At 72.6% G+C, this 19283-nt stretch carries 14 protein-coding genes and 1 pseudogene; 6 read left to right on the top strand and 9 right to left on the bottom strand.

Annotated features, from left to right (window positions below):
* Positions 1-7: 7 nt before the first annotated feature.
* The 9 genes from KIF24_RS21130 to KIF24_RS21090 all read right to left on the bottom strand — a co-directional run bounded on the left by KIF24_RS21130 (position 8) and on the right by KIF24_RS21090 (position 12150).
* Positions 8-790 (bottom strand): anti-sigma factor family protein, encoded by a 783-nt coding sequence (locus KIF24_RS21130; protein ID WP_221085514.1) that lies wholly within the window; start codon positions 788-790, stop codon positions 8-10.
* Entirely contained in the window at positions 787-1479 is a 693-nt protein-coding gene (locus tag KIF24_RS21125) for a sigma-70 family RNA polymerase sigma factor (protein ID WP_221085513.1), read from the bottom strand. Before KIF24_RS21125 ends, KIF24_RS21130 begins: the two co-directional genes overlap by 4 nt.
* A gap of 84 nt (positions 1480-1563) precedes the next feature.
* Entirely contained in the window at positions 1564-2421 is an 858-nt protein-coding gene (locus KIF24_RS21120) for a spermidine synthase (RefSeq protein ID WP_221085512.1), read from the bottom strand.
* Positions 2421-3371 carry a hypothetical protein gene (locus KIF24_RS21115; RefSeq protein ID WP_221085511.1) on the bottom strand — a complete coding sequence of 317 codons (951 nt, stop codon included), beginning with the start codon at positions 3369-3371 and terminating at the stop codon, positions 2421-2423. The genes KIF24_RS21120 and KIF24_RS21115 overlap by 1 nt, the downstream gene beginning before the upstream one ends.
* A gap of 55 nt (positions 3372-3426) precedes the next feature.
* On the bottom strand, positions 3427-5901 hold the full coding sequence (locus KIF24_RS21110) for an AAA family ATPase (protein WP_221085510.1): 2475 nt from the start codon (positions 5899-5901) through the stop codon (positions 3427-3429).
* Entirely contained in the window at positions 5901-7049 is a 1149-nt protein-coding gene (locus tag KIF24_RS21105; protein ID WP_221085509.1) for an exonuclease SbcCD subunit D, read from the bottom strand. Before KIF24_RS21105 ends, KIF24_RS21110 begins: the two co-directional genes overlap by 1 nt.
* 30 nt (positions 7050-7079) lie before the next feature.
* Positions 7080-8828, bottom strand: coding sequence for an ATP-binding protein (locus KIF24_RS21100; protein ID WP_221085508.1), 1749 nt, complete (start codon positions 8826-8828; stop codon positions 7080-7082).
* 197 nt (positions 8829-9025) lie between these two features.
* Positions 9026-11293, bottom strand: coding sequence for a hypothetical protein (locus KIF24_RS21095; protein WP_331461232.1), 2268 nt, complete (start codon positions 11291-11293; stop codon positions 9026-9028).
* Positions 11294-11403: 110 nt separating this feature from the next.
* The gene (locus KIF24_RS21090; RefSeq protein WP_221085507.1) at positions 11404-12150 is read right to left on the bottom strand and encodes a pyrimidine reductase family protein; all 747 of its coding nucleotides are present in this window, start codon (positions 12148-12150) and stop codon (positions 11404-11406) included.
* 151 nt (positions 12151-12301) lie between these two features.
* Between KIF24_RS21090 and KIF24_RS21085 the strand changes: the two genes are divergently transcribed.
* From KIF24_RS21085 to KIF24_RS21060, 6 genes and pseudogenes are all read left to right on the top strand, one after another.
* A complete protein-coding gene (locus KIF24_RS21085; RefSeq protein WP_221085506.1) occupies positions 12302-12847 on the top strand; it encodes a plasmid pRiA4b ORF-3 family protein in 546 nt (181 codons plus the stop codon).
* A gap of 256 nt (positions 12848-13103) precedes the next feature.
* Positions 13104-14390, top strand: coding sequence for an ABC transporter substrate-binding protein (locus tag KIF24_RS21080; RefSeq protein ID WP_221085505.1), 1287 nt, complete (start codon positions 13104-13106; stop codon positions 14388-14390).
* Between the two features lie 192 nt (positions 14391-14582).
* A complete protein-coding gene (locus KIF24_RS21075; RefSeq protein ID WP_221085504.1) occupies positions 14583-15551 on the top strand; it encodes a carbohydrate ABC transporter permease in 969 nt (322 codons plus the stop codon).
* A gap of 10 nt (positions 15552-15561) precedes the next feature.
* The gene (locus tag KIF24_RS21070; RefSeq protein WP_221085503.1) at positions 15562-16404 is read left to right on the top strand and encodes a carbohydrate ABC transporter permease; all 843 of its coding nucleotides are present in this window, start codon (positions 15562-15564) and stop codon (positions 16402-16404) included.
* Positions 16401-17834, top strand: a complete 1434-nt coding sequence (locus KIF24_RS21065) for a GH1 family beta-glucosidase (RefSeq protein ID WP_221085502.1) — start codon at positions 16401-16403, stop codon at positions 17832-17834. The genes KIF24_RS21070 and KIF24_RS21065 overlap by 4 nt, the downstream gene beginning before the upstream one ends.
* An 82-nt stretch (positions 17835-17916) precedes the next feature.
* Positions 17917-18962, top strand: a pseudogene (locus KIF24_RS21060) (LacI family DNA-binding transcriptional regulator).
* Positions 18963-19283 lie beyond the last annotated feature (321 nt).

The following is a 19283-nucleotide window of genomic DNA, read 5'->3' as shown; positions in this document are numbered from 1 at the left end:
GGTGCGGTCAGGCCACCGGGACGGTCACCAGCGTGTCGGTGGCACCCTTGGTGTCCACCTCCTGCACCTCGAAGTGCGTGATGTCGTCCAGCTTCGTCGACGTGGTCGCCGAGAGGGCCAGCAACTGCGGGTTGGCGTTGGTGCCGTAGCCGCCCTCGGGCACCGACCAGGTGGAGAGGATCTCGGTGGATCCGTCGGCCCGCACCACGACCAGCCGGCAGGTGCGCGGCCCCGGCAGCCGGCCGAGGCTGAAGTCCATCTTGGTGCCGAAGTCCTTCGAGATGAGGAAGAACGTCGCCGTGACCCCGGTGTCCGGGTCGGTGACGTCGACCTGGTCACCCTCCTGCTCGTTGCCGCCCACGTTCGGACCGCTGGGGTTGCCCGGGTTGGTCGGCTGATCCACCGGCGCGCTCGCGTCCGGCCCGGCCTGGAAGCCCGGCGGGTTGCCGGTGTCGCTCAGGCTGGCGAACCCGACACCGGTCAGCCCACCGAAGACCACCACGGCCGCCGCGGTCGCGAGAACCTGCCGGAACCGTGCCCGCCGGCGCTGCGTACGCAGCGCGACGAGCGTCCGATCCAGCAGGACCGGATTCGACGAGTGGGTCTGCTCCAACGCCGTGATCGACTCCTCGTCGACGTCGGAGAGCAGCCCGACCACCGGCACCATCGTCTCCAGCTCGGCGGCGCAGGCCCAGCAGGTCGCGAGGTGTTCCTCGAACCGCTCCATGTCCTGCTCGCCCAGCACGCCGAGCGCGTACGCGGCGACGTCCATGTGGTCAACCCGGCTCATTCCGTCACCCCCCTCTCCTGCAGAGCTGTGCGCAGCGCGCGCAGCGCGTAGTAGACCCGCGACTTCGCGGTGCCCAGTGGCAGGCCGAGTTCCTCGGCCGCCTCCGGCACCGTCCGGCCCCGGAAGTACGTCGCCACCAGGATCTCCCGGTGCGACTGAGTCAACGTTCGCAGCGCGTCCGCGACCGTCATCGAACGCAGCACCCGGTCGGTGCTGTCCGACTCGGCGAACGCGGTCAGATCCCGGTCGTACGTCTCGGCCGGGCGGGCCTGTTCGCTGCGGTGCTCGTCGATGGCGATCCGTCGCGCCACCGTCACCAGCCAGGGCCGTAGCGACCCCTGTCCCTGCGTGCCCAGCCGGTGGGCGTTGCGCCAGGCGCGCAGCAGCGTCTCCTGGACGATGTCCTCGGCCCGCTGCCGGTCGCCACCGGTCAGCCGCATGACGAACATCAGCAGCGGCCCGGCATGCTCGGCGTAGAGCGTGCGGACCAACTGGTCGGAGTGGGCTGCCTCGGTGGTCGAGGCCTGGTGGCGGCCAGAGGCGGGTCGCGGCGTCACCGGGCTATTCTGGCGAGCCGCCGGACGCGAGTCGACCCCGCGGGTGGACGTGGTCGGCCGGGACTGGGACCGGGCGGACATCCAGTCCACCCGCACCCGGTCGCCCTGCCAACCGACCGCCAGTGCGTGCATGCAGACCTCCGGATGTCCACGGACAGAAAGCCGTCCCCCACGGGCATGGCTGCCGAGTGGTACGGACGGCCGGCACCGGACGGATCAACGCCGGACGGAAAAAATCCCCGGCGGAGGCGGCGTCGAGTCGGTGGCGTCACCGTCGTGCACCACCGGGGCGCCGCCGGTGAACCGGTCCAGCTCCGGGCCGGCGAGCACCCGGCCCGGGAACCAGTCACCGGCGGCGCGGCGGCTCAGCTCCGCCACCGGCGGCGGCCGGCGGCCGGCGACCAGCACCAGGTTGCCGAAGCGCCGGCCGCGCAGCACGGCGGCGTCGGAGACCAGGCACGCCTGGGACAACACGGTCCGCACGGTGGCGACCTGCCCCCGGGCGTGCCGCAGCGGTGGGCCGTCGGCGATGTTGGCGAGATACCAGCCCGCCGGACGCAGCACCCGGGCCGCCTCGGCGGCGTACTCCACCGAGGTCAGCCGGGCCGGTGTCCGGGCACCGGCGAAGACGTCGGCGACCACCAGGTCGTAGCTGGCGTCCCGGGACGCGGCCAGCGCCGCCCGGGCCTCGGCCACCCGCACCTTCAGCCGCGGGTCGGGCCGCCACGGCAACGCCCGCCGGACCAGGTCGACAAGCGCGCCGTCCACCTCGACCACCCGCTGCGTCGAGCCCGGACGGGTGGCGGCGACGTACCGGGGAAGGGTCAGCGCGCCGCCGCCCAGGTGCAGCACCCGCAGCGGCGCGCCGGCCGGTGCGGCCAGGTCGATCGCGGCGGCCAGCCGGCGGACGTACTCGAACTCCAGGTGGGTCGGGTCGGTCAGGTCCACATGCGACTGCGGCGCGCCGTCCAGCAGCAGCGTCCACGACCCGGGCCGGTCCGGGTCGGGCACCAGCTCCGCACGCCCCGTGTCGACCTGCTCGGCGATCCGGTCGGCGTCGCGCCGCCGGCCCATCAGCGGCCGGCCCGCGCGGCGGCGGCCAGCGCGCGGTGCAGCAGCCGCGCGTCGCCCAGCCGGGAGCGCAGCAGCCGCTCCAGCCCGGCGATCGGGACCAGGTTCTGCGGCGCCCGCGGGTCCTTGTACGGGGTGGAGGCGAACCGGGGCAGGGTGACCAGCGACAGGTCGGCCAGGCGCACCGCCTCGGCGATCTCCAGATCGGCCGAACACTCCAGCCGGACGATCCCCGCCCAGGGCGCCCCCGGCGCCACCGGCAGCCGCAGATACCACGACCAGCCGCCCCAGGCGGTGCCGAGCCGGAACACCGGTGAGCGGTGACCCGGCGCGAGCCCGGTGACCACCGTGGTGAGCCGGGCATCGAGGTACTGGCTGTGCTGGGTCTTGACGTAACCCAGCGTGCGCGGCAGCTGCCGCCGGTTGCGCAACGGCCCGTCCACCACCAGCAGGTCGCCGTCGGTACGGGCGGCCGCCGAGACCGCCACCTCCAGGGCGGTCAGCGGCCCCTGTACGGCGGCCGGCAGCTTGGCCAACTCGCCGCTGCCGCTGACCCGGCGCACCGGGTAGCGGATGTTGCCGGCCACCACGTCGGTCGCCGACGGGCTGGCCGTGAACAGCCCCCGCTCCACCGTGGCGCCGGCCAGTTGCGCGGCACCGCGCTCCAGGTCGCAGTGCACCACGCCGGCGGCGTAGGAGGCGGCCAGGCCGGGGAACGAGCCGCCGTCCTCCTCGGCCGTCCAGACGCTGGCGTCGATCCGGCGCACCCCGTCGACCAGCAGCACCACCCCGGGGGCCTGCACCCCCGGACGGGGAGCGATGGCCCGCCAGTCCACCGCCGGCAGCTCGTGCTCGGCCTCCACCTGCGCGCTGCTCGGCGTCGCCGGACCACCCGGCGACGCCTCGAACGACGCCCCGTAGGCCGGGTCCCAGGCGTCGACGAAGAACGTCACCGGGCCGATCCTCCGTCCGCGGCGGTGGGGCTCCGCCGTGGCGTACCCCTCGCGCTCACCGGCCGGTCCGTTCGACGCGGGCCGAGCGGGCGTCCTTGCGTACCTCGAAACGCACCGGGATGCGCTCGGCCAGCGCCGGCACGTGGGTGACCACGCCGACCATCCGGTCGCCCCGGGCGGCCAGATTTTCTAGGGTGGCGGCGACCGTGTCCAGGGTGGCCGCGTCGAGGGTGCCGAAGCCCTCGTCCAGCACGATCGACTCCAGGCTGGCGGCGGTGGTGGACATCCCGGCCAGCTGTTCGGAGAGCGCCAGCGCCAGCGCCAGGGACGCCTGGAACGTCTCGCCGCCGGAGAGCGTGCGCACCCCGCGCCGGAGCCCGGCGTCGTGGTGGTCGACCACGAAGAACTCGCCCTTGTCGTGGACCAGGTCGTACTGGCCGCCGGACAGCTCCCGAAGGATCCCCGACGCGCCGTCGACCAGCAGATCCAGCGCCTCGGCCAGCAGCCACCGCTCGAAGTTGTTGGCCCGCAGGTGCCCGGCCAACGCCCGGGCCACCTGCGCCCGGTGTTCGTGCTCGGCCCGCTGGCCACGCAACTGCCCGGCCTGCTCCCGCCGCTCCACCAGCCGGCGACGCTCGGCCTCGGCCCGCTCCAGCGCCACCGTGGCGGCGCGGACCGGGTCGTCGGGGGCCGGCAGGCCCGCCTCGGTGAAGATGCCGGCGATGCGGTCCGTCGCCGCACCGGCCACCGCCTCGGCCTCGGCCACCGCCGTGGCCAACCCGGCCCGCTCCGACCGGCGGTGCTGCGCCTGAGCCTGTGCCCAGCCGGCCAACGTGGCCCAGGCGGCGGCCACGTCGTCCCGGTCGGCGGCCGGCGGCCCGAACCGGGCCACCGCGTCGCGGGCGCCGTCGAAGCGCCGCCACGCCACCCGCAGCCGCTCCTGCGCCGCGTCCACCGCACCCCGGGCCCGGCGCGCGGCATCCCGGCCGCCGCGGACCGCCGCGGTCGCCTCGTCCAACTCCCGCCGCAGCCGCGCCTGCTCGGCCAGCGTCGCCCGCAGCGCCTCCGCGGTGGCCGCCCCGGCGAGGCGCTCGTCCAACTCGGCCAGCCGGGCCCGGATCCCGTCGTGTTCGGCGCGGGCGCGCAGCAGCACCCGGTCCAGCTCCCGGGCGGCCGTGTCGCGTTCGGCCACCGTCCGCCCGGCGGCCTCGTTCGCCGCCCGGGCGGCCTTGCCGGCCGCCACCGCCCGGGCCACCGCCGAATCGGCCGGCATCGCCGGCACCCGGACGACGGTCTGCTCGCAGACCGGGCAGGCGTCGCCGTCGGACAGGTGCGCCCGCAGCGCCGCCGCCTGGTCGGCGGCCTTCGCCTCCTCGTGGGCCCGGAACGCCGCCGCCAACTCCTCCTCGGCCCGCTCGGCCACCCGCCGCGCCTCGGCCAGCGCCCGCACCGCCGCGCCATGCTCGGTGCCGGCCGCCTCCACCACGGCCCGCACCCCGTCGGCCTGGGCGGCCAGCCGTTCCCGATCGGCGTACGCCCGCAGCAGCAACCGCAGCGCGCTCTCGTCGCCCGCGGCGGTCAGCTCCCCGCGCAGCTTCTCCTCGCGCTCCTCGGCCAGCGACACCGCGCCCGCCGCCGCCTCGTGACCGGCTTGCGCGGCGGCGACCGCCCGGGCCACCTCGGCCACCCCGTCCGGTGCCCGGACCTCGGCCAGCACGCCCAGCTCGGCGTCGAGCGCGGCCAGCGCGGCACTCGCCTCCCGCGCGGTCGTCCGCGCGGCCTCCAGTTCCGGTACGGCGGCGGTGACCGCCTCGGCCAGCCTGCCCATCCGCTCGACCTGGCCGGTGGCGCGCTCCAGCGTGGCGTCGTCGGTGTCGGCGAGCCCGGCGAGCAGCTGGTCGACCGCCTCCAGCTTCGCCTGCGCCTGACCGGCCCGCGCGGTGGCCCGCTGCTGCACCTGCTCGTAGACGCCGAGACCGAGCAGGTTCACCAGGATCTGCTGCCGGGTGGCGGGCCGGGCGTGCAGGAAGTCGGCGAACTGCCCCTGCGGCAGCACCACACAGCTGGTGAACTGCTCGTACGGCAGGCCGACCGCCTCCAGCACGGCGGCGTCCATCTCGGCCGGAGTACCGGCCACCACCTCGCCGAGATCCTCCGGGCTGAGCCCGGTGTCCAGCTTGCCGGCGTCGAAGCCGGCCGGCATCAGCTGTAGCCCGGCCCCGGCGGTCTTGGCGTTGCCCCGGCTGTCCCGGCGGACCACCCGGGTCGCGACGTAGCGGGCGCCGCCGGACTCGAAAACCAGCCGGACCCGTGCCTCCGTGGTCGACGGGGCGAGGGCGTTGCCCAGCCCGCGTGCACCGCCCCAGCGCGGCACGGTGCCGTAGAGGGCGAAGCAGATCGCGTCGAGCACTGTCGACTTGCCCGAACCGGTGGGCCCGACCAGGGCGAAGAAGTCGGCGTCGGTGAAGTCGACGGTGGTCTCGTCGCGGAAGACGGTGAAGCCGGCCATGTCCAACCGAATCGGCCGCATCAGTGATCGACCTCCTCGACCAGCTCGTCGAAGAGTTCCTGCACCCCGTCGTCGGCGTGGCCCCGGCTGTCCAGGTAGTCGGCGAACAGCTGGCGGGGTGAGCGGCCGGAACGCTGGGCGACCCGGGTGCCGCTGCCGGGCGCCGGCACCAGCTCCGGGTCGATCCGGATCTCCAAGGCGCCCGGGAGCAGCTGCTGCACCTCCTCGCGCAGCCCGGCGCGGGGCTGCTCGCGGACGTACACCCGCAGCCAGCCCTCCGGTGGGGCGATCTCGGCGAGCTGGGCCAGCGTGCCGCGTACCGTGCGCAGCGTCCTCGCCGCGGTCACCGGCTCCTCTCGGACCCGCGCCGCCGTGGTGGCGGTGACCTCGACCAGGGTCACCGACGGCACGTTCTCCTGCTCGCCGAAATCCACCGCGAGCGGCGCACCGCTGTAGCGGATCGGGCACGGCCCCTGCACCCGCTGGGCACGGTGCAGGTGGCCGAGCGCCACGTAGTGCGCGGTGCCCGGGAAGACCGAGGCGGGCACCGCGTAACCCAGGACGGTGTGCGCGTCCCGTTCGCCGCCGCCGGTGGCCGCCCCGACCACGGTCAGGTGGGCGGTGACCAGGTGCACCCGGTCGGGCTCGGTGAAACCCTCGGTCAGCCGGGTGAGGATGCGGCCCAGGTGGTCGGCGTACGTCTGGTTGGTCTCGGCGGCGGTCAGCTCGTACATCTCCACCGCGCGGACGGCGTACCGCTGGGACAGGAACGGCAACGCGGCCAGCCGCCAGCGTTCCCCGCCGGCGGTGGCGCCGTCGACGACGTGCTCGGCCGGATCCTCGCGGACCCCGCCGCGCAGGGTGACACCGGCGGCCTCCGCCCACGGCCGCAACGCGTCCAGGGCCGGCCCGTTGTCGTGGTTGCCGCCGATGGCCACCACGTCCGCGCCGGTGCGCCGCAGCGCGGTCAGCGCCCGGGTGACCAGGCGGGTCGCCTCCGGGGTCGGCGCGGCGGTGTCGTAGAGGTCGCCGGCGATGAGAACCAGGTCGGGCCGCTCTCGCTGGGCGATCTCGATGACCCCGGCCAGCACCTGCTTGTGCTCCTCGGCCCGTGACTGTCCCTTGAGCACCTTGCCCACGTGCCAGTCCGAGGTGTGCAGGATTTTCACTGTGCCGGCCTTTCGTTCACGACTGCGGGCTCAGAACGGGATGTCGTCGTCGGCGCCGCCGCCCGACCCCACCACCGCGAACGGGTCGGCGGACTGGGTGATCGAGCGCAGGGTCTGCGACGGCGCGGCCCCCGCCTCGGAGAACCGGGTCGCCCAGGCCGGGAACGGGAACTCCAGGCAGAGCGGGATGGGAATGTCGGGCTGGTTGACGAACATCGTGCCCGGCCTGGCCAGCAGGGCACGCTGCCGCTGCGCCGGGGGGAGGAAACCGTACTCGGGACGGGACGCCTCGGCCGGGTCGAGCCGGCCGACCACGCGGATCGCCGAGTTGGTGACGATGCGCCGCTCCACCTCGCTGGCGGTCTGCTGCGCGCCGATGAGGATCACCCCGAGTGAACGGCCCCGCTCGGCGATGTCCAGCAGCACCTCCTTGATCGGGGAGGAGCCCTCCCGGGGGGCGTACTTGTTCAGCTCGTCGAGCACCACGAACAGCAGCGGCTTGGCGCCCTGCTTCTCCTTGTTGTCGAACTCGGTCTTCAGCGTCACGCCGACCACGAAGCGCTGCGCGCGATCCGGCAGGTTGTGCAGGTCGACGACGGTGACCTGGGCCGACTCCGCGGTGTTGATCGAGTGCGGGCGCCGGCTGGCCAGGTCGCCGCGGATCAGCCGGGACAGGTCCTTCTTGCTGCCGATGAGGCGCCGCGCGAAGGCGTTGACCGTGCCCAGGCCGACCGCGCTGCCCGCCCAGTCACCCCGGGTCTCGTCGTCGCTGAGCTGCTCGACGACGTGGTCGACCAGGTCGGCGTAGGTGCCGAGACGGGTGCCGTCGATGCTGACACCGCCGTCGGCGGGCTGGGCGTGGCGGGCCAGGTGGGCGGTGACCGAGTGGACCACCATCGTGTACTGCTGGCGTTCGTCGTCGGCATCGGCGAAGACGTACGGCAGGAGTCGGTTCGCGCAGAACTCGGTGAGCGTCCAGTAGAAGCTGTCCACCCCGGTGAGTCGGCTGTGCACGTCGGGGGTGCCGGACGAGTCGCCGACCCGGGGCGGGGCGTAGACCCGCAGGTCGGGGAAGGCGTCGGCGGTCAGGCCGAGCCGGGCGTACGCGGCCCGGGTGGCGTCGTCGAGCCGGGTGTTCGGGTGGTCGAGGAAGAGGAGGTCCTCGCCCTTGACGTTGAAGATCAGCGCCTTGGCGTTGACCGCGTCACCGCCGAGCTGGCCGGAGCGGAACACCGAGTAGAGCAAAAAGGTGGCGAAGCTGGTCTTGGTGGCCACTCCGGAGATGCCGGAGATGGAGACGTGCGCGCCGCGGGTGCCGTCGAGGAAGTCGGCGTTGAGATAGACCGGCACCCCGTCGCGGCCCGTGCCCATCGGGATGCGGCGTTCCATCCGGTCGAAGTGCAGGGCCCGGGCGCGGGCGTCGCCCTCGGCGCGGTGCACCACCGCACCGGGCTGCGGGGGCACGTACAACTCCGGATCGACCCGGGTGGTGGTGATCTCGGCCGCCTCCTGCACCTGCGCCGGCAGGGTGCCGTCGGCGATGGCGAAGACGTCGGAGTCGAACTGGGCGCCCTCGTGCCGGGCGCGGACCTGGGTGACCACTCCGGCGATGGTCACCGGCTCCCGGTCGGGCAGCTCCCGCCGGGTCACCACCACGTCGTCGAGCTGGAGGTAGCTGCCGGGGGAGACCGCCGTCCAGAACTGCAGGGGAGTGGCGTCGGCGGTGCCCAGCACCCGGCCCACCCCCTCGCCCGGGCCGTCGAATCCCTCGTCAGTCATCGGGCAGCTCCGGTCGGCTGGTCGTCGCGGTCGGCACACACGCCCTGCATCCTGCCGGAGGAGTACGACAGGCCGCCACGCGACGCGGCGTAGCGCACGCCACGACGGCACGCCGACCGCGTACGGCGACGGTGCCCTGACGGCGCGTGCCGCCGGTTCGGGCGCCCGTGTCGCCGCCCGACGTCGGTGTCGGCGGGTCACCGACCGGGCGGCGGCGCCGGCGCCGAGCCCGATTCGGCCGCGTCCAGCCGCCCGACCAGTTCGCGCACCGCCGCCTCGTACCCCTCGTCGGTGTGGTACGGCCAGTGCCGGTCGACCGGCGGCGGGACCGTGTCGTCGGGCGGCACGACGATCCCGCGCGGGTCGCGCAGCCGCCGGTCGACGGTGCCGGCCGGCCCCTTGACCTGGGGCGGCTGTCCGGGGCGGTGTGCGGAGAAGAGGGGGCCGCCGATCGAGTCGGTGTCCCGCCACAGGTTCACCCACCGCCAGCCGATCCGGTCGCCCACCTCGTGCAGGGTCGGATCGCCGAAGAACGCCGGGCAGATCCGCGCGTAGATCCGGTGCAGCGGGCTGCCGTGGGTCAGCAACGCCACCCGGGGCAGCACCTGGGCCGGCAACTGGAGCAGGGTGGCGGCGGCGAGCACCGAGCCGTGACTGTGCCCGGAGATGATCACCCCACCGTGGGCGGTGAGCGCGCTGACCCGCTTGGCGAGTTCCGGCACCGCCCGCTCGGCGTAGCAGGGCGGCGCGAACGGGTGCACCGTACGCGGCCAGAAGGTGCCCAGGTCCCAGATCGCCGCCACGGTGCGCCGGGTCTCGTCGGAACGGTAGGAGAGCAACCCCAGCACGACGATCCCGAGCGCGACCAGGCCGATGACGTACACGCCGACGTCGGTCGCGAGGGCCAGGCCCCGGGCCGCCGTGCCGTCGGTGCCGGCCAGCCGCCTGCTCAGCTCCGACGGGCCGATGCCGACCAGGTCGAACGCGACGGTGGTGACGCCGAGCAGCGACAGCACCAGGAACACGGCGAAGATCGGCCGCAGGTGCTCGGCGATCGCGGCCCGGGCGACGATCTCCCGGACGACGACGCGCCGGGGCACGGCCTCCGGCGGCGGGTCGGGAAAGTCACGCCGGACGATCATCTCGGCCAGCCGGCGGCGCCGCCGCCGGGTCACCGCGATCCGCCAGAGCACCGCCGCGGCCACGACCAGGACCGTCACCAGGCCGGCGAGGGCGGCCCAACGGTAGGAGACCGGCGGCTCCAGTGGTGGCGCGCCGGCCCGGTCCGGCCGGTCCGGATTCGGGATGTCCCCCCGGTCGAGCAGGTCGGCGACGCGGTAGACGAGCGCGGCGGCGAAGCCGTAGGCGGCGGCGGTCGCCGCGGCGGCGAGCATCGGGGTGGCGAGGCCGCCCAGCCAGGACCTGCCGGCGGTCGAGCTGCGCCGGCGCTCGTGCAGGGTGGCGGCGACGAGGGCGACGAGCAGGGCGGCCTGGACCGCGACCAGTCCGGCCACCGTCGCCTCGTAGCCGGGCAGCTGCCCGTGCGGCGGTTCCGGTTCCAGGGGTGCCGCGCTGTAGCCGAGGGCCAGCAGGGTGAGCACGATGGCGGCCACCCGCAGCGGCCGGATGCCGCGCAGGTCGACCGGCCCCCGTCCCGGGCCGTCCGGTGTGGACCGCGCGGGCCGGCTCAGCAGCACGACACAGGCCGCCAGCAGGATCGAGGCGGCGCCGAAGAGCAGGTACGCGACCGGTGTCGGATGGACGTGGATGAGCGCGGCGAGCAGGCTCGCGTCGAGCACCCCGAGCCCGACCGCGATGTGGATGGCGCGTAGCCGGTGCACCACGAGGGCGTCGTTCCAGAAGCCGGGAGCGTCGACGCGGTCCTCCCCACCGCGGGTGCGGTCCTGCCCCCGGGCGGCCGGAAACGCCTCGAACACCCGGGCGGAGCGCTTCCCGAGCCACCAGAGCAGCCGCAGCGCGGCGATCGGCACCAGCGCGAGCAGGGCCAGGCGTGGCCCGAGGGGCAGGTCGGCCAGCCATGACAGGTAGCCACGCCCGGCCAGGCAGGGTTCGTAGGGAACGCACTGCCAACCGATGATGTCGACGGTCACGCCCACGACGGAGAGCACGAACGCGGCGGTCAGGGTGGCGGCCAGCAGCCGGCACAGCGGGCCGATCAGGCCGCCCGCCCCGCCGGTCGCCGGGCGGGTCCAGACGGCGAGGTTGATCAGCATGAACGGCAGCAGGAACAGCAGCGACAGGGTACGCACGGCACTGCCGGCGGTCAGCGAGCCCCAGCGGTACGCCTCCACCCGCAGCGCCTGCGGCCGGTCGCTGATGCCGAAGCCGGGGCGGGGCCGGTAGAAGCCGGCGTTGCCGTCGCCCGCCACCCGGATCACGACCGGGTGGTCCAACAGCGCCTCGGCGGAGGCGCCGGAGACCCCGTGGATTCTCAGTTCGACCACCTCGTGCGCCAATGCCCCGCCCCTCCGGCCGCCGCCGACCAGGGTTGACGGTAGTGAGCGGTCCGGCCGTCACGCGCCTGATTCGGTCAACTCGACCGCCGGTGGGCCGGTCAGCGTCGGGCGTAGCGCAGCAGCAGGGTGCCGTCGCCGGCGAGCAGTACGTGACGCAGCGGCAGGCCACGGGCCGGGCTGGGGTCGCCGGCGGTGATCCGGCCGGGGCCGGCACCGGCGAGCAGCGGGGCGACCGAGAGGCAGACCTCGTCCACCAGGTCGGCGGCGGTGAGCGCACCGAACAGCCGCGGGCCGCCCTCGCAGAGCACCTGGCCGAGCCCGCGCCGGCGCAGTTCGGTGAGGCCGGCGACCAGGTCGACCCGGTCGTCGCCGCAGCGCACCAGGTCGGCGACGGCGGCCAGGCCGGGCGGTGCGGACGTGCCGTGGCGGGTGAGCACCACCGGGCGGACCGGTGCGTCGGCGAAGGCCGCCTGGGCCGGGTCGAGGTTCGCGGTGCCGGAGACCACCACGAGCGTCGGGTACTCGGCCAGCCCGTGCGCGCGCCGCCACGCCCGGCGCCGCTCGTCGAGACGGACCGCCCGGTATCCCTCGTGGCGCAGCGTGCCGGCCGCCACCAGGAGCGCGTCGCAGAGCATCCGCAGCAGCCCGAAGACCCGCTTGTCGGGCTTCCCGGACAGTCCGGCGGAGTAGCCGTCGACACTGACCGCGCCGTCGACGCTGGTCACGAAGTTCATTCGCAGGTGCGGGAGATCGGCGCGGCCGTAGCGGCGGATGAGCGTGTCGTCGTCGACCGGTTCGGGTGACGGGTCCGGCCAGAGTTCGGAAATCGGAAGTCCGACGCTCATTCGCCGGCCGGACCGGTGACGACCGGGGTGGGTCGGGGGGTACGGTGCTGGCAGTCGCACCAGTTCCGGCCCGGGCAGTCGTCGTGCCGTCGCGTCCGGCACGCTCGGCAGATCATGCTCGCAGCCTATGCCGAGGGAGGATGGGACACCCATGCCGCGTCAGATCTTCGAGCTGAGGATCTCCCTGTCCGGGGTCCGTCCGGCGATCTGGCGCCGGGTGCTGGTGCCCGGCGGCTACACCCTGGACCGGGTCCACCGGGTGGTGCAGCACGCGATGGGTTGGCGCGACTGCCACCTGCACTCGTTCGAGATCGACGGTGTGCAGTACGGCGAGCCCGACCCCGACGGCGAGCTGGCCCTGCACGACGAACTGGAGGTCCGGCTGGACGCGGTCGTCGGCAAGGGGAGCCGGTTCCACTACCTGTACGACTTCGGTGACTGGTGGGAGCACGACCTGCTGGTCGAGGACGCCCGCACCGCCGAGGTGGACGAGCGCTGCCCCAGTTGCCTCGACGGGGAGCGGGCCTGCCCGCCGGAGGACGTCGGTGGGCCGCAGGGCTACCGGATGCTCCTCGCCGCCCTCGCCGACCCGGATCACCCGGAGCACCGGTCGATGCGAGGCTGGGTGGGCGCCGACTTCGACCCGGCGGCCTTCGACGCGAGTCGGGCCGACACGCTGTTGCGTCGCTTCTGCTGACCCCGGCCTGAGCCGGTTCGGCAAGGCAGTCGTACCACGATTCAAACCATTTTCGCGGTAACGATCTGGGAACGCTCCCAGCGGCCTATTGACACTCCTGACACCTGCCGGCAATCTCATGGGAGCGTTCCCAAGAGGCGTGGATCACAATTTCGCCTGATGGGACGCCGATGCCGGCTGACCGAGTCGGTGTCGGCAGCGCTGCGGCACCCCCCACCACACGTAAACCAGCCTCACCATCGAAAGAGGGGTCAGGATGAACCTCACCACGCGGCGTACCCGCATGGCGGCAGCCGCCCTGGCCGCGATCACCGCCATCGGCGGGCTCGCGGCTTGCGGCAACGACGACACGCCGGCTGAGGGCGAGAAGCCCGACAAGCTGGTCGTCGACACCTTCGGCGAGATGGGCTACGACGAGCTCGTCAAGCAGTACGAGCAGCAGACCGGCATCAAGGTCGAGCTGCGCAAGACCGCGCAGCTCGGCGAGTACCGGCCCAAGCTGGTCCGTTACCTCGCCACCGGCAAGGGCGCGGCCGACGTGACCGCCCTGGAAGAGGGCATTCTCAACGAGTTCAAGGCCAACCCGCGCAACTGGGCCGACCTTGCTCCGCTGGTCTCCTCCGAGATCTCCGACGACTACCTGCCCTGGAAGTGGGAGCTGGGCAAGGCGCCGGACGGTCGGCTGATCGGCCTGCCGACCGACGTCGGCAGCCTCGCGGTCTGCTACCGCAAGGACCTGTTCGCGGCGGCCGGCCTGCCCACCGAGCGGGACCAGGTGTCGGCGCTCTGGCCGGAATGGAACGGCTTCCACCAGGCCGGCCAGAAGTACAAGCAGGCCACCGGCAAGGCCTTCGTCGACTCGATCACCGCCGTCTCCAACGGCGTGCTGTTCCAGCAGGGCGCCGACCTGTTCTACGACAAGGAGAACAACATCATCGCGGACTCCAGCCCCGCGGTGAAGGCCGCCTGGGAGACCGCCACCTCGATGGCCGACATCTCCGCCAAGGCGTCCACCTGGTCGCCCGAGTGGTCCGGCGGCTTCAAGCAGGGCACCTTCGCGGCCACCTTCTGCCCGTCCTGGATGCTCGGCATCGTCGCGGACAACTCCGGTGAGGAGAACAAGGGCAAGTGGGACGTGGCGGCCGTGCCGGGCGGCGGCGGCAACTGGGGCGGCTCGTGGCTGGCCGTGCCGGAGCAGAGCAAGTACCCGGAGGAGGCGGCGAAGCTCGCCCAGTTCCTGACCAACGCCACCAGCCAGGTGGAGGCCTTCAAGGCCAAGGGCCCGCTGCCCACCAACCTGGAGGCGCTGAAGAACGAGGCCTTCCTCAGCTACACCAACGAGTACTTCAGCAACGCGCCGACCGGCAAGATCTTCGGCGAGAGCGTCGCCCAGATCGAGCCGATCCACCTCGGCCCGAAGCACCAGGCGGTGAAGGAGAACGCGTTCGAGCCGGCGATGCGGGCGTTCGAGAACGGGCAGGCCAGTAAGGACGAGGCCTGGAAGCAGTTCACCACGGACGCAACGACTCAGGGTGCCTTCTGATTGATTCCCCTTCCGGTGGCGTTCGGGGACTACCCGAACGCCACCGGTCGGTCCCCTCCGCGTAGCACCCTGCGCGAGGGCCCCCGGGCCTCGCCGGAAAAAGGAACTTCTCATGAGCGAGCGTAAGCGAGCGAACCATCACATCAGTGCCCTGGTGCCTCGTGGCGGCACGGAGCGCAGCGGAGTGTCGTCATGAGCCTTTCGGCCACCACGGCGCCGCCGCCAGCAGCACCGCCACCTCCCGACGTCGCCTCCCGGCGCCGCCGGAGGTACTTCCTCAACCGCCTGGACATCAAGTACTCGCCGTACCTCTACATCGCGCCGTTCTTCCTGATCTTCGGGGCCTTCGGGTTGTACCCGATGCTGCGCACCGCCTGGATGTCGTTGCACGACTGGGACATGGTCGGCGAGCACACGTTCATCGGGTTCGACAACTACACCGAGTTGATCTCCGACGACTACTTCTGGAACGCGCTGATCAACACGTTCGGCATCTTCGCCCTGTCGACCATCCCGCAGCTGCTGATGGCGCTGTTCCTGGCGAACCTGCTCAACCAGACCCTGCTGCGCGCCAAGACCTTCTTCCGGTTGGCCATCTTCGTGCCGAACGTGGTCTCGGTGGCCGCCGTCGCGATCGTCTTCGGCATGCTGTTCCAGCGCGACTTCGGCCTGTTCAACTGGCTGCTCAACCTCGTCGGCGTGGACCAGATCGACTGGCGCGCACAGGAGTGGAGTTCCTGGACCGCGATCGCCACGATGGTCAACTGGCGGTGGACCGGCTACAACACCCTGATCCTGCTCGCCGGCATGCAGGCCATCCCGAAGGATCTGTACGAGGCGGCCGCGATCGACGGGGCCAGCCCGTGGCGGCAGTTCTGGCAGATCACCCTGCCGATGCTCAAGCCCACCTTCATCTTCGTGGTCATCCTCTCCACGATCGGCGGCATGCAGCTCTTCACCGAGCCGCTGCTCTTCGCCAACGGCAGCATCATCGGCGGCAACCAGCGGGAGTACCAGACCCTCGCCATGTACATGTACGAGAAGGGCATCTACAACCTGAGCACCGCAGGTTACGGGGCAGCGGTGGCCTGGGCGATCTTCATGATCATCGTCTTCGTGTCGCTGATCAACTTCGTACTCGTCCGCCGCGCGGCCAAGTGAGGAAAGATCGATGACCTCGGCTTCAAGGCGCCTGTGGCGCACCAGTCCACTCACCTACATGGCGCTCGTCCTGGCGGCGCTGCTGTCGATCTACCCCTTCTACTACATGATCGTGATCGGGACCCGCAGCCTGGAGTCCATCAACGACGTGCCGCCGCCGATGACCCCCGGCGGCGCGTTCGGCGACAACTTCGGCCGGGTGCTCGACAACGACGCGGCCAACTTCCTCAAGGGCCTGATGAACTCGATCATCGTCTCCTCGGTGGTCACCGTGTCGGTGGTGCTTACCGGCTCCCTGGCCGGCTTCGCCTTCGCGAAGCTGCGCTTCCGCGGTCGCAACGTGCTGCTGCTGGCGATCATCGTCACCATGATGATCCCGACCCAGATGGGCCTCATCCCGCTCTGGAGCATGATGCAGTCGCTGGACTGGTACGACACTCTCTACGCGGTCACCGTGCCGTTCCTGGTCAGCGCCTTCGGCGTGTTCATGATGCGGCAGTACGCCAGTCAGGCGATCTCGGACGAGCTGATCGAGGCCGGCCGGGTCGACGGGGCCAGCACCTTCCGGATCTACTGGAACATCGTGCTGCCCGCGCTGCGGCCGGCGGCCGGCGTGCTCGGGTTGCTGACGTTCATGGAGACCTGGAACTCCTTCCTCTGGCCGTACGCGATCCTCTCCCCGGAGAACCCGACCCTGCAGGTCTCGCTCTCCTTCCTGTCGTACGCGTACTACACCGACTACTCCCAGGTCTTCGCCGCCACGGCGGTCGGCACCATCCCGCTGGTGCTCGTCTTTCTCCTGTTCGGCCGCCAGATCATCGGCGGGATCATGGAAGGTGCAGTCAAGTCGTGAGCAACCCCGCCACCCCACCCGCCGTCGGCCTGCTCGACGCACGCGGGCCGTTGACCTTCCCGCCCGGCTTCCTCTGGGGCGCGGCGACCGCGGCGTACCAGATCGAGGGCGCGGCGGCCGAGGGCGGCCGGACCCCGTCGATCTGGGACGTCTTCAGCCACACCGAGGGCCGGACGGTCGCCGGGCACACCGGCGACGTCGCCTGCGACCACTACCACCGGCTCGGCGACGACGTCCGGCTGATGACCGAGCTGGGGTTGAAGTCGTACCGCTTCTCGGTCTCCTGGCCCCGGGTGCAGCCGGGCGGGTCGGGTCCGGTGAACGCCGAGGGGCTCGACTTCTACCGGCGGCTGGTCGACGAGCTGCTGGCCAACGGGATCGAGCCCTGGCTCACCCTCTACCACTGGGACCTGCCGCAGGAACTGGAGGACGCCGGCGGCTGGCCGGCGCGGGACACCGCCGCCCGGTTCGCCGACTACGCCCAGCTGATGGTGGACGCGTTGGGCGACCGGGTGAAGTACTGGACCACGCTCAACGAGCCCTGGTGCTCGGCCTTTCTCGGCTACGGCTCGGGGGTGCACGCCCCGGGCCGTTCCGACGGGGCCGCCGCGGTCCGCGCCGGACACCACCTGATGCTCGGGCACGGGCTCGCCGTGCAGGCGCTGCGTGCGGCCGTGCCCACCGCACAGCTCGGGGTGACCGTCAACCTCTACCCGGTCACCCCGGCCACCGACGCGCCGGCTGACGTCGACGCGGCCCGACGCATCGACGGTCTGGCGAACCGGTTCTTCCTCGACCCGATGCTGCGTGGGGCGTACCCCGGGGATCTGGTCGCGGACCTGGCGAAGGTGACCGACTTCGGGCACGTCCGCGACGGTGACCTTGCCGTCATCGCCACGCCGCTGGACGTGGTCGGCGTCAACTACTACAGCCGGCACGTGGTGGCCGCGCCGGTGGCCGGCGCGGAGCCGGAACCCTACTGGCGGGCCGCGTCCTGCTGGCCGGGCAGCGAGGACGTCCGGTTCGTCACCCGGGGCGTCCCGGTCACCGACATGGACTGGGAGATCGACGCCCCCGGTCTGGTGGAGACGCTGCGCAGGGTGCACGAGGAGTACACCGATCTGCCACTCTACGTCACCGAGAACGGGTCGGCCTTCGTCGACGCGGTGGTCGACGGCCAGGTCGACGACGTCGATCGGCTGGCGTACTTCGACGCGCACCTGCGCGCCTGCCACGAGGCGATCAGCGCGGGAGTCCCCCTGCGGGGATACTTCGCCTGGTCGCTGATGGATAATTTCGAGTGGGCCTGGGGCTACACGAAGCGGTTCGGCATGATCTACGTCGACTACGACAGCCAGACCCGCATCCCCAAGTCCAGCGCCAGGTGGTACGCGGAGGTGATCCGACGCAACGGTCTGGCCGCACAATAGGGCGATGGCCAGCCAGTAGCGGGCGGCCCGGCACCGACCCTGGAGCAGGTGCCGGGGCCGCCTGACGTCGGAGGAGCAGACGATGACAACGCAGCGCACCCGGTCGCTCGGGCGCCCGACCCTCGACGCGGTCGCCGCCCGCGCCGGTGTCGGCCGCGGCACGGTCTCCCGCGTGGTCAACGGCTCTCCCCAGGTGAGTCCGGAGGCCCGCGCCGCCGTCCAGCAGGCCATCGCGGAGCTGGGCTACGTGCCGAACCGGGCCGCCCGGGCGCTGGTCACCCAGCGGACCGACTCGGTGGCGCTGGTGGTCAGCGAGTCCGGTGACCGGCTCTTCGCCGAGCCGTTCTTCGCCGGCATCGTCCGCGGGATCAGCTCGGCCCTGCTGGAGACGCCGTTGCAGCTCTGGCTGGCCATGGCGCAGTCACCGCTGGAACGGGAACGGGTCGAGCACCACCTGACCAACCAGCACGTCGACGGGGTGTTGCTGCTGTCGCTGCACGACTCCGATCCGCTGCCCACCCTGCTGGAGGAGCGCGGCCTGCCGATGGTGCTCGGCGGCCGGCCCGCGCGGATGCTGCACCCCGACGCCCAGCCCGCCTCGTTCGTCGACGTCGACAACGCCGGCGGGGCGCGGCAGGCGGTGGAGCACCTCGCCAGCCGGGGCGGCGGCGCATCGCCACCATCGCCGGCCCGCAGGACATGGGCGCCGGGCTGGCCCGGTTGTCCGGCTACCGGGACGCAGTGTGCACCGCCGGGTTCGGCGTCAACGTCGATCTGATCGCGTACGGCGACTTCAGCGAGGAGAGCGGGGTGCGGGCCATGCGGCAACTGCTGGACCGCTGCCCCGACCTGGACGCGGTGTTCGTCGCCGCCGACCTGATGGCCTTCGGCGCGTTGCGGACGCTGCGCGAGGCCGGCCGACGGGTGCCGCAGGACGTGGCCGTCGTCGGCTTCGACGACGCGCCGATCGCCCGGCAGGCGGACCCACCGCTGACGTCGGTGTTCCAGCCGGTGGAGGAGATGGGCCGGCAGATGGCGCGGCTGCTGGTCGACCGGATCCGCGGCGACGAGATTCCCGCGCCACACATCGTCCTGGACACCCAGCTCGTCGAGCGCGCCTCCGCCTGATCTCCGCACCCGGATCGCCCCGCCTCCCGCGGCGGCCAGCGGCGGCGGCCAGCGGCGGCGGCCAGCGGCGCCGAGCCGGTCAACGAGCCGGCGCGGCACGATGCCACCTGCCGGTAACTCCCCGCGGTTCTGACGCTGCGTGACCATCTCGCCCGTATCGCCATGTCCACCCCGCACGCTTTGCTCTGCTTCAACCCACGCACCAGCTCCCGAGCAGCGGTGATGTGGGCAGCGAGTTTTGCTGCCGGCCGTTGGTCGCTACTGAGTGTGACCGATGCGTGGGTTGAAGCAGAGCAAAGGACATGACTGCGATTGGGTGGG

It is taken from the genome of Micromonospora tarapacensis (genome assembly GCF_019697375.1).
Lineage (GTDB): Bacteria > Actinomycetota > Actinomycetes > Mycobacteriales > Micromonosporaceae > Micromonospora > Micromonospora tarapacensis.
This window is presented reverse-complemented; position numbering and strand designations above follow the sequence as displayed.

Excerpts from the sequence above, each read along its gene's own strand:
- KIF24_RS21130 (WP_221085514.1), bottom strand. The coding sequence starts at position 790 with ATGAGCCGGGTTGACCACATGGACGTCGCCGCGTACGCGCTCGGCGTG.
- KIF24_RS21125 (WP_221085513.1), bottom strand. The coding sequence starts at position 1,479 with ATGCACGCACTGGCGGTCGGTTGGCAGGGCGACCGGGTGCGGGTGGAC.
- KIF24_RS21120 (WP_221085512.1), bottom strand. The coding sequence starts at position 2,421 with ATGGGCCGGCGGCGCGACGCCGACCGGATCGCCGAGCAGGTCGACACG.
- KIF24_RS21110 (WP_221085510.1), bottom strand. The coding sequence starts at position 5,901 with ATGCGGCCGATTCGGTTGGACATGGCCGGCTTCACCGTCTTCCGCGAC.
- KIF24_RS21100 (WP_221085508.1), bottom strand. The coding sequence starts at position 8,828 with ATGACTGACGAGGGATTCGACGGCCCGGGCGAGGGGGTGGGCCGGGTG.
- KIF24_RS21090 (WP_221085507.1), bottom strand. The coding sequence starts at position 12,150 with ATGAGCGTCGGACTTCCGATTTCCGAACTCTGGCCGGACCCGTCACCC.
- KIF24_RS21085 (WP_221085506.1), top strand. The coding sequence starts at position 12,302 with ATGCCGCGTCAGATCTTCGAGCTGAGGATCTCCCTGTCCGGGGTCCGT.
- KIF24_RS21080 (WP_221085505.1), top strand. The coding sequence starts at position 13,104 with ATGAACCTCACCACGCGGCGTACCCGCATGGCGGCAGCCGCCCTGGCC.
- KIF24_RS21075 (WP_221085504.1), top strand. The coding sequence starts at position 14,583 with ATGAGCCTTTCGGCCACCACGGCGCCGCCGCCAGCAGCACCGCCACCT.
- KIF24_RS21070 (WP_221085503.1), top strand. The coding sequence starts at position 15,562 with ATGACCTCGGCTTCAAGGCGCCTGTGGCGCACCAGTCCACTCACCTAC.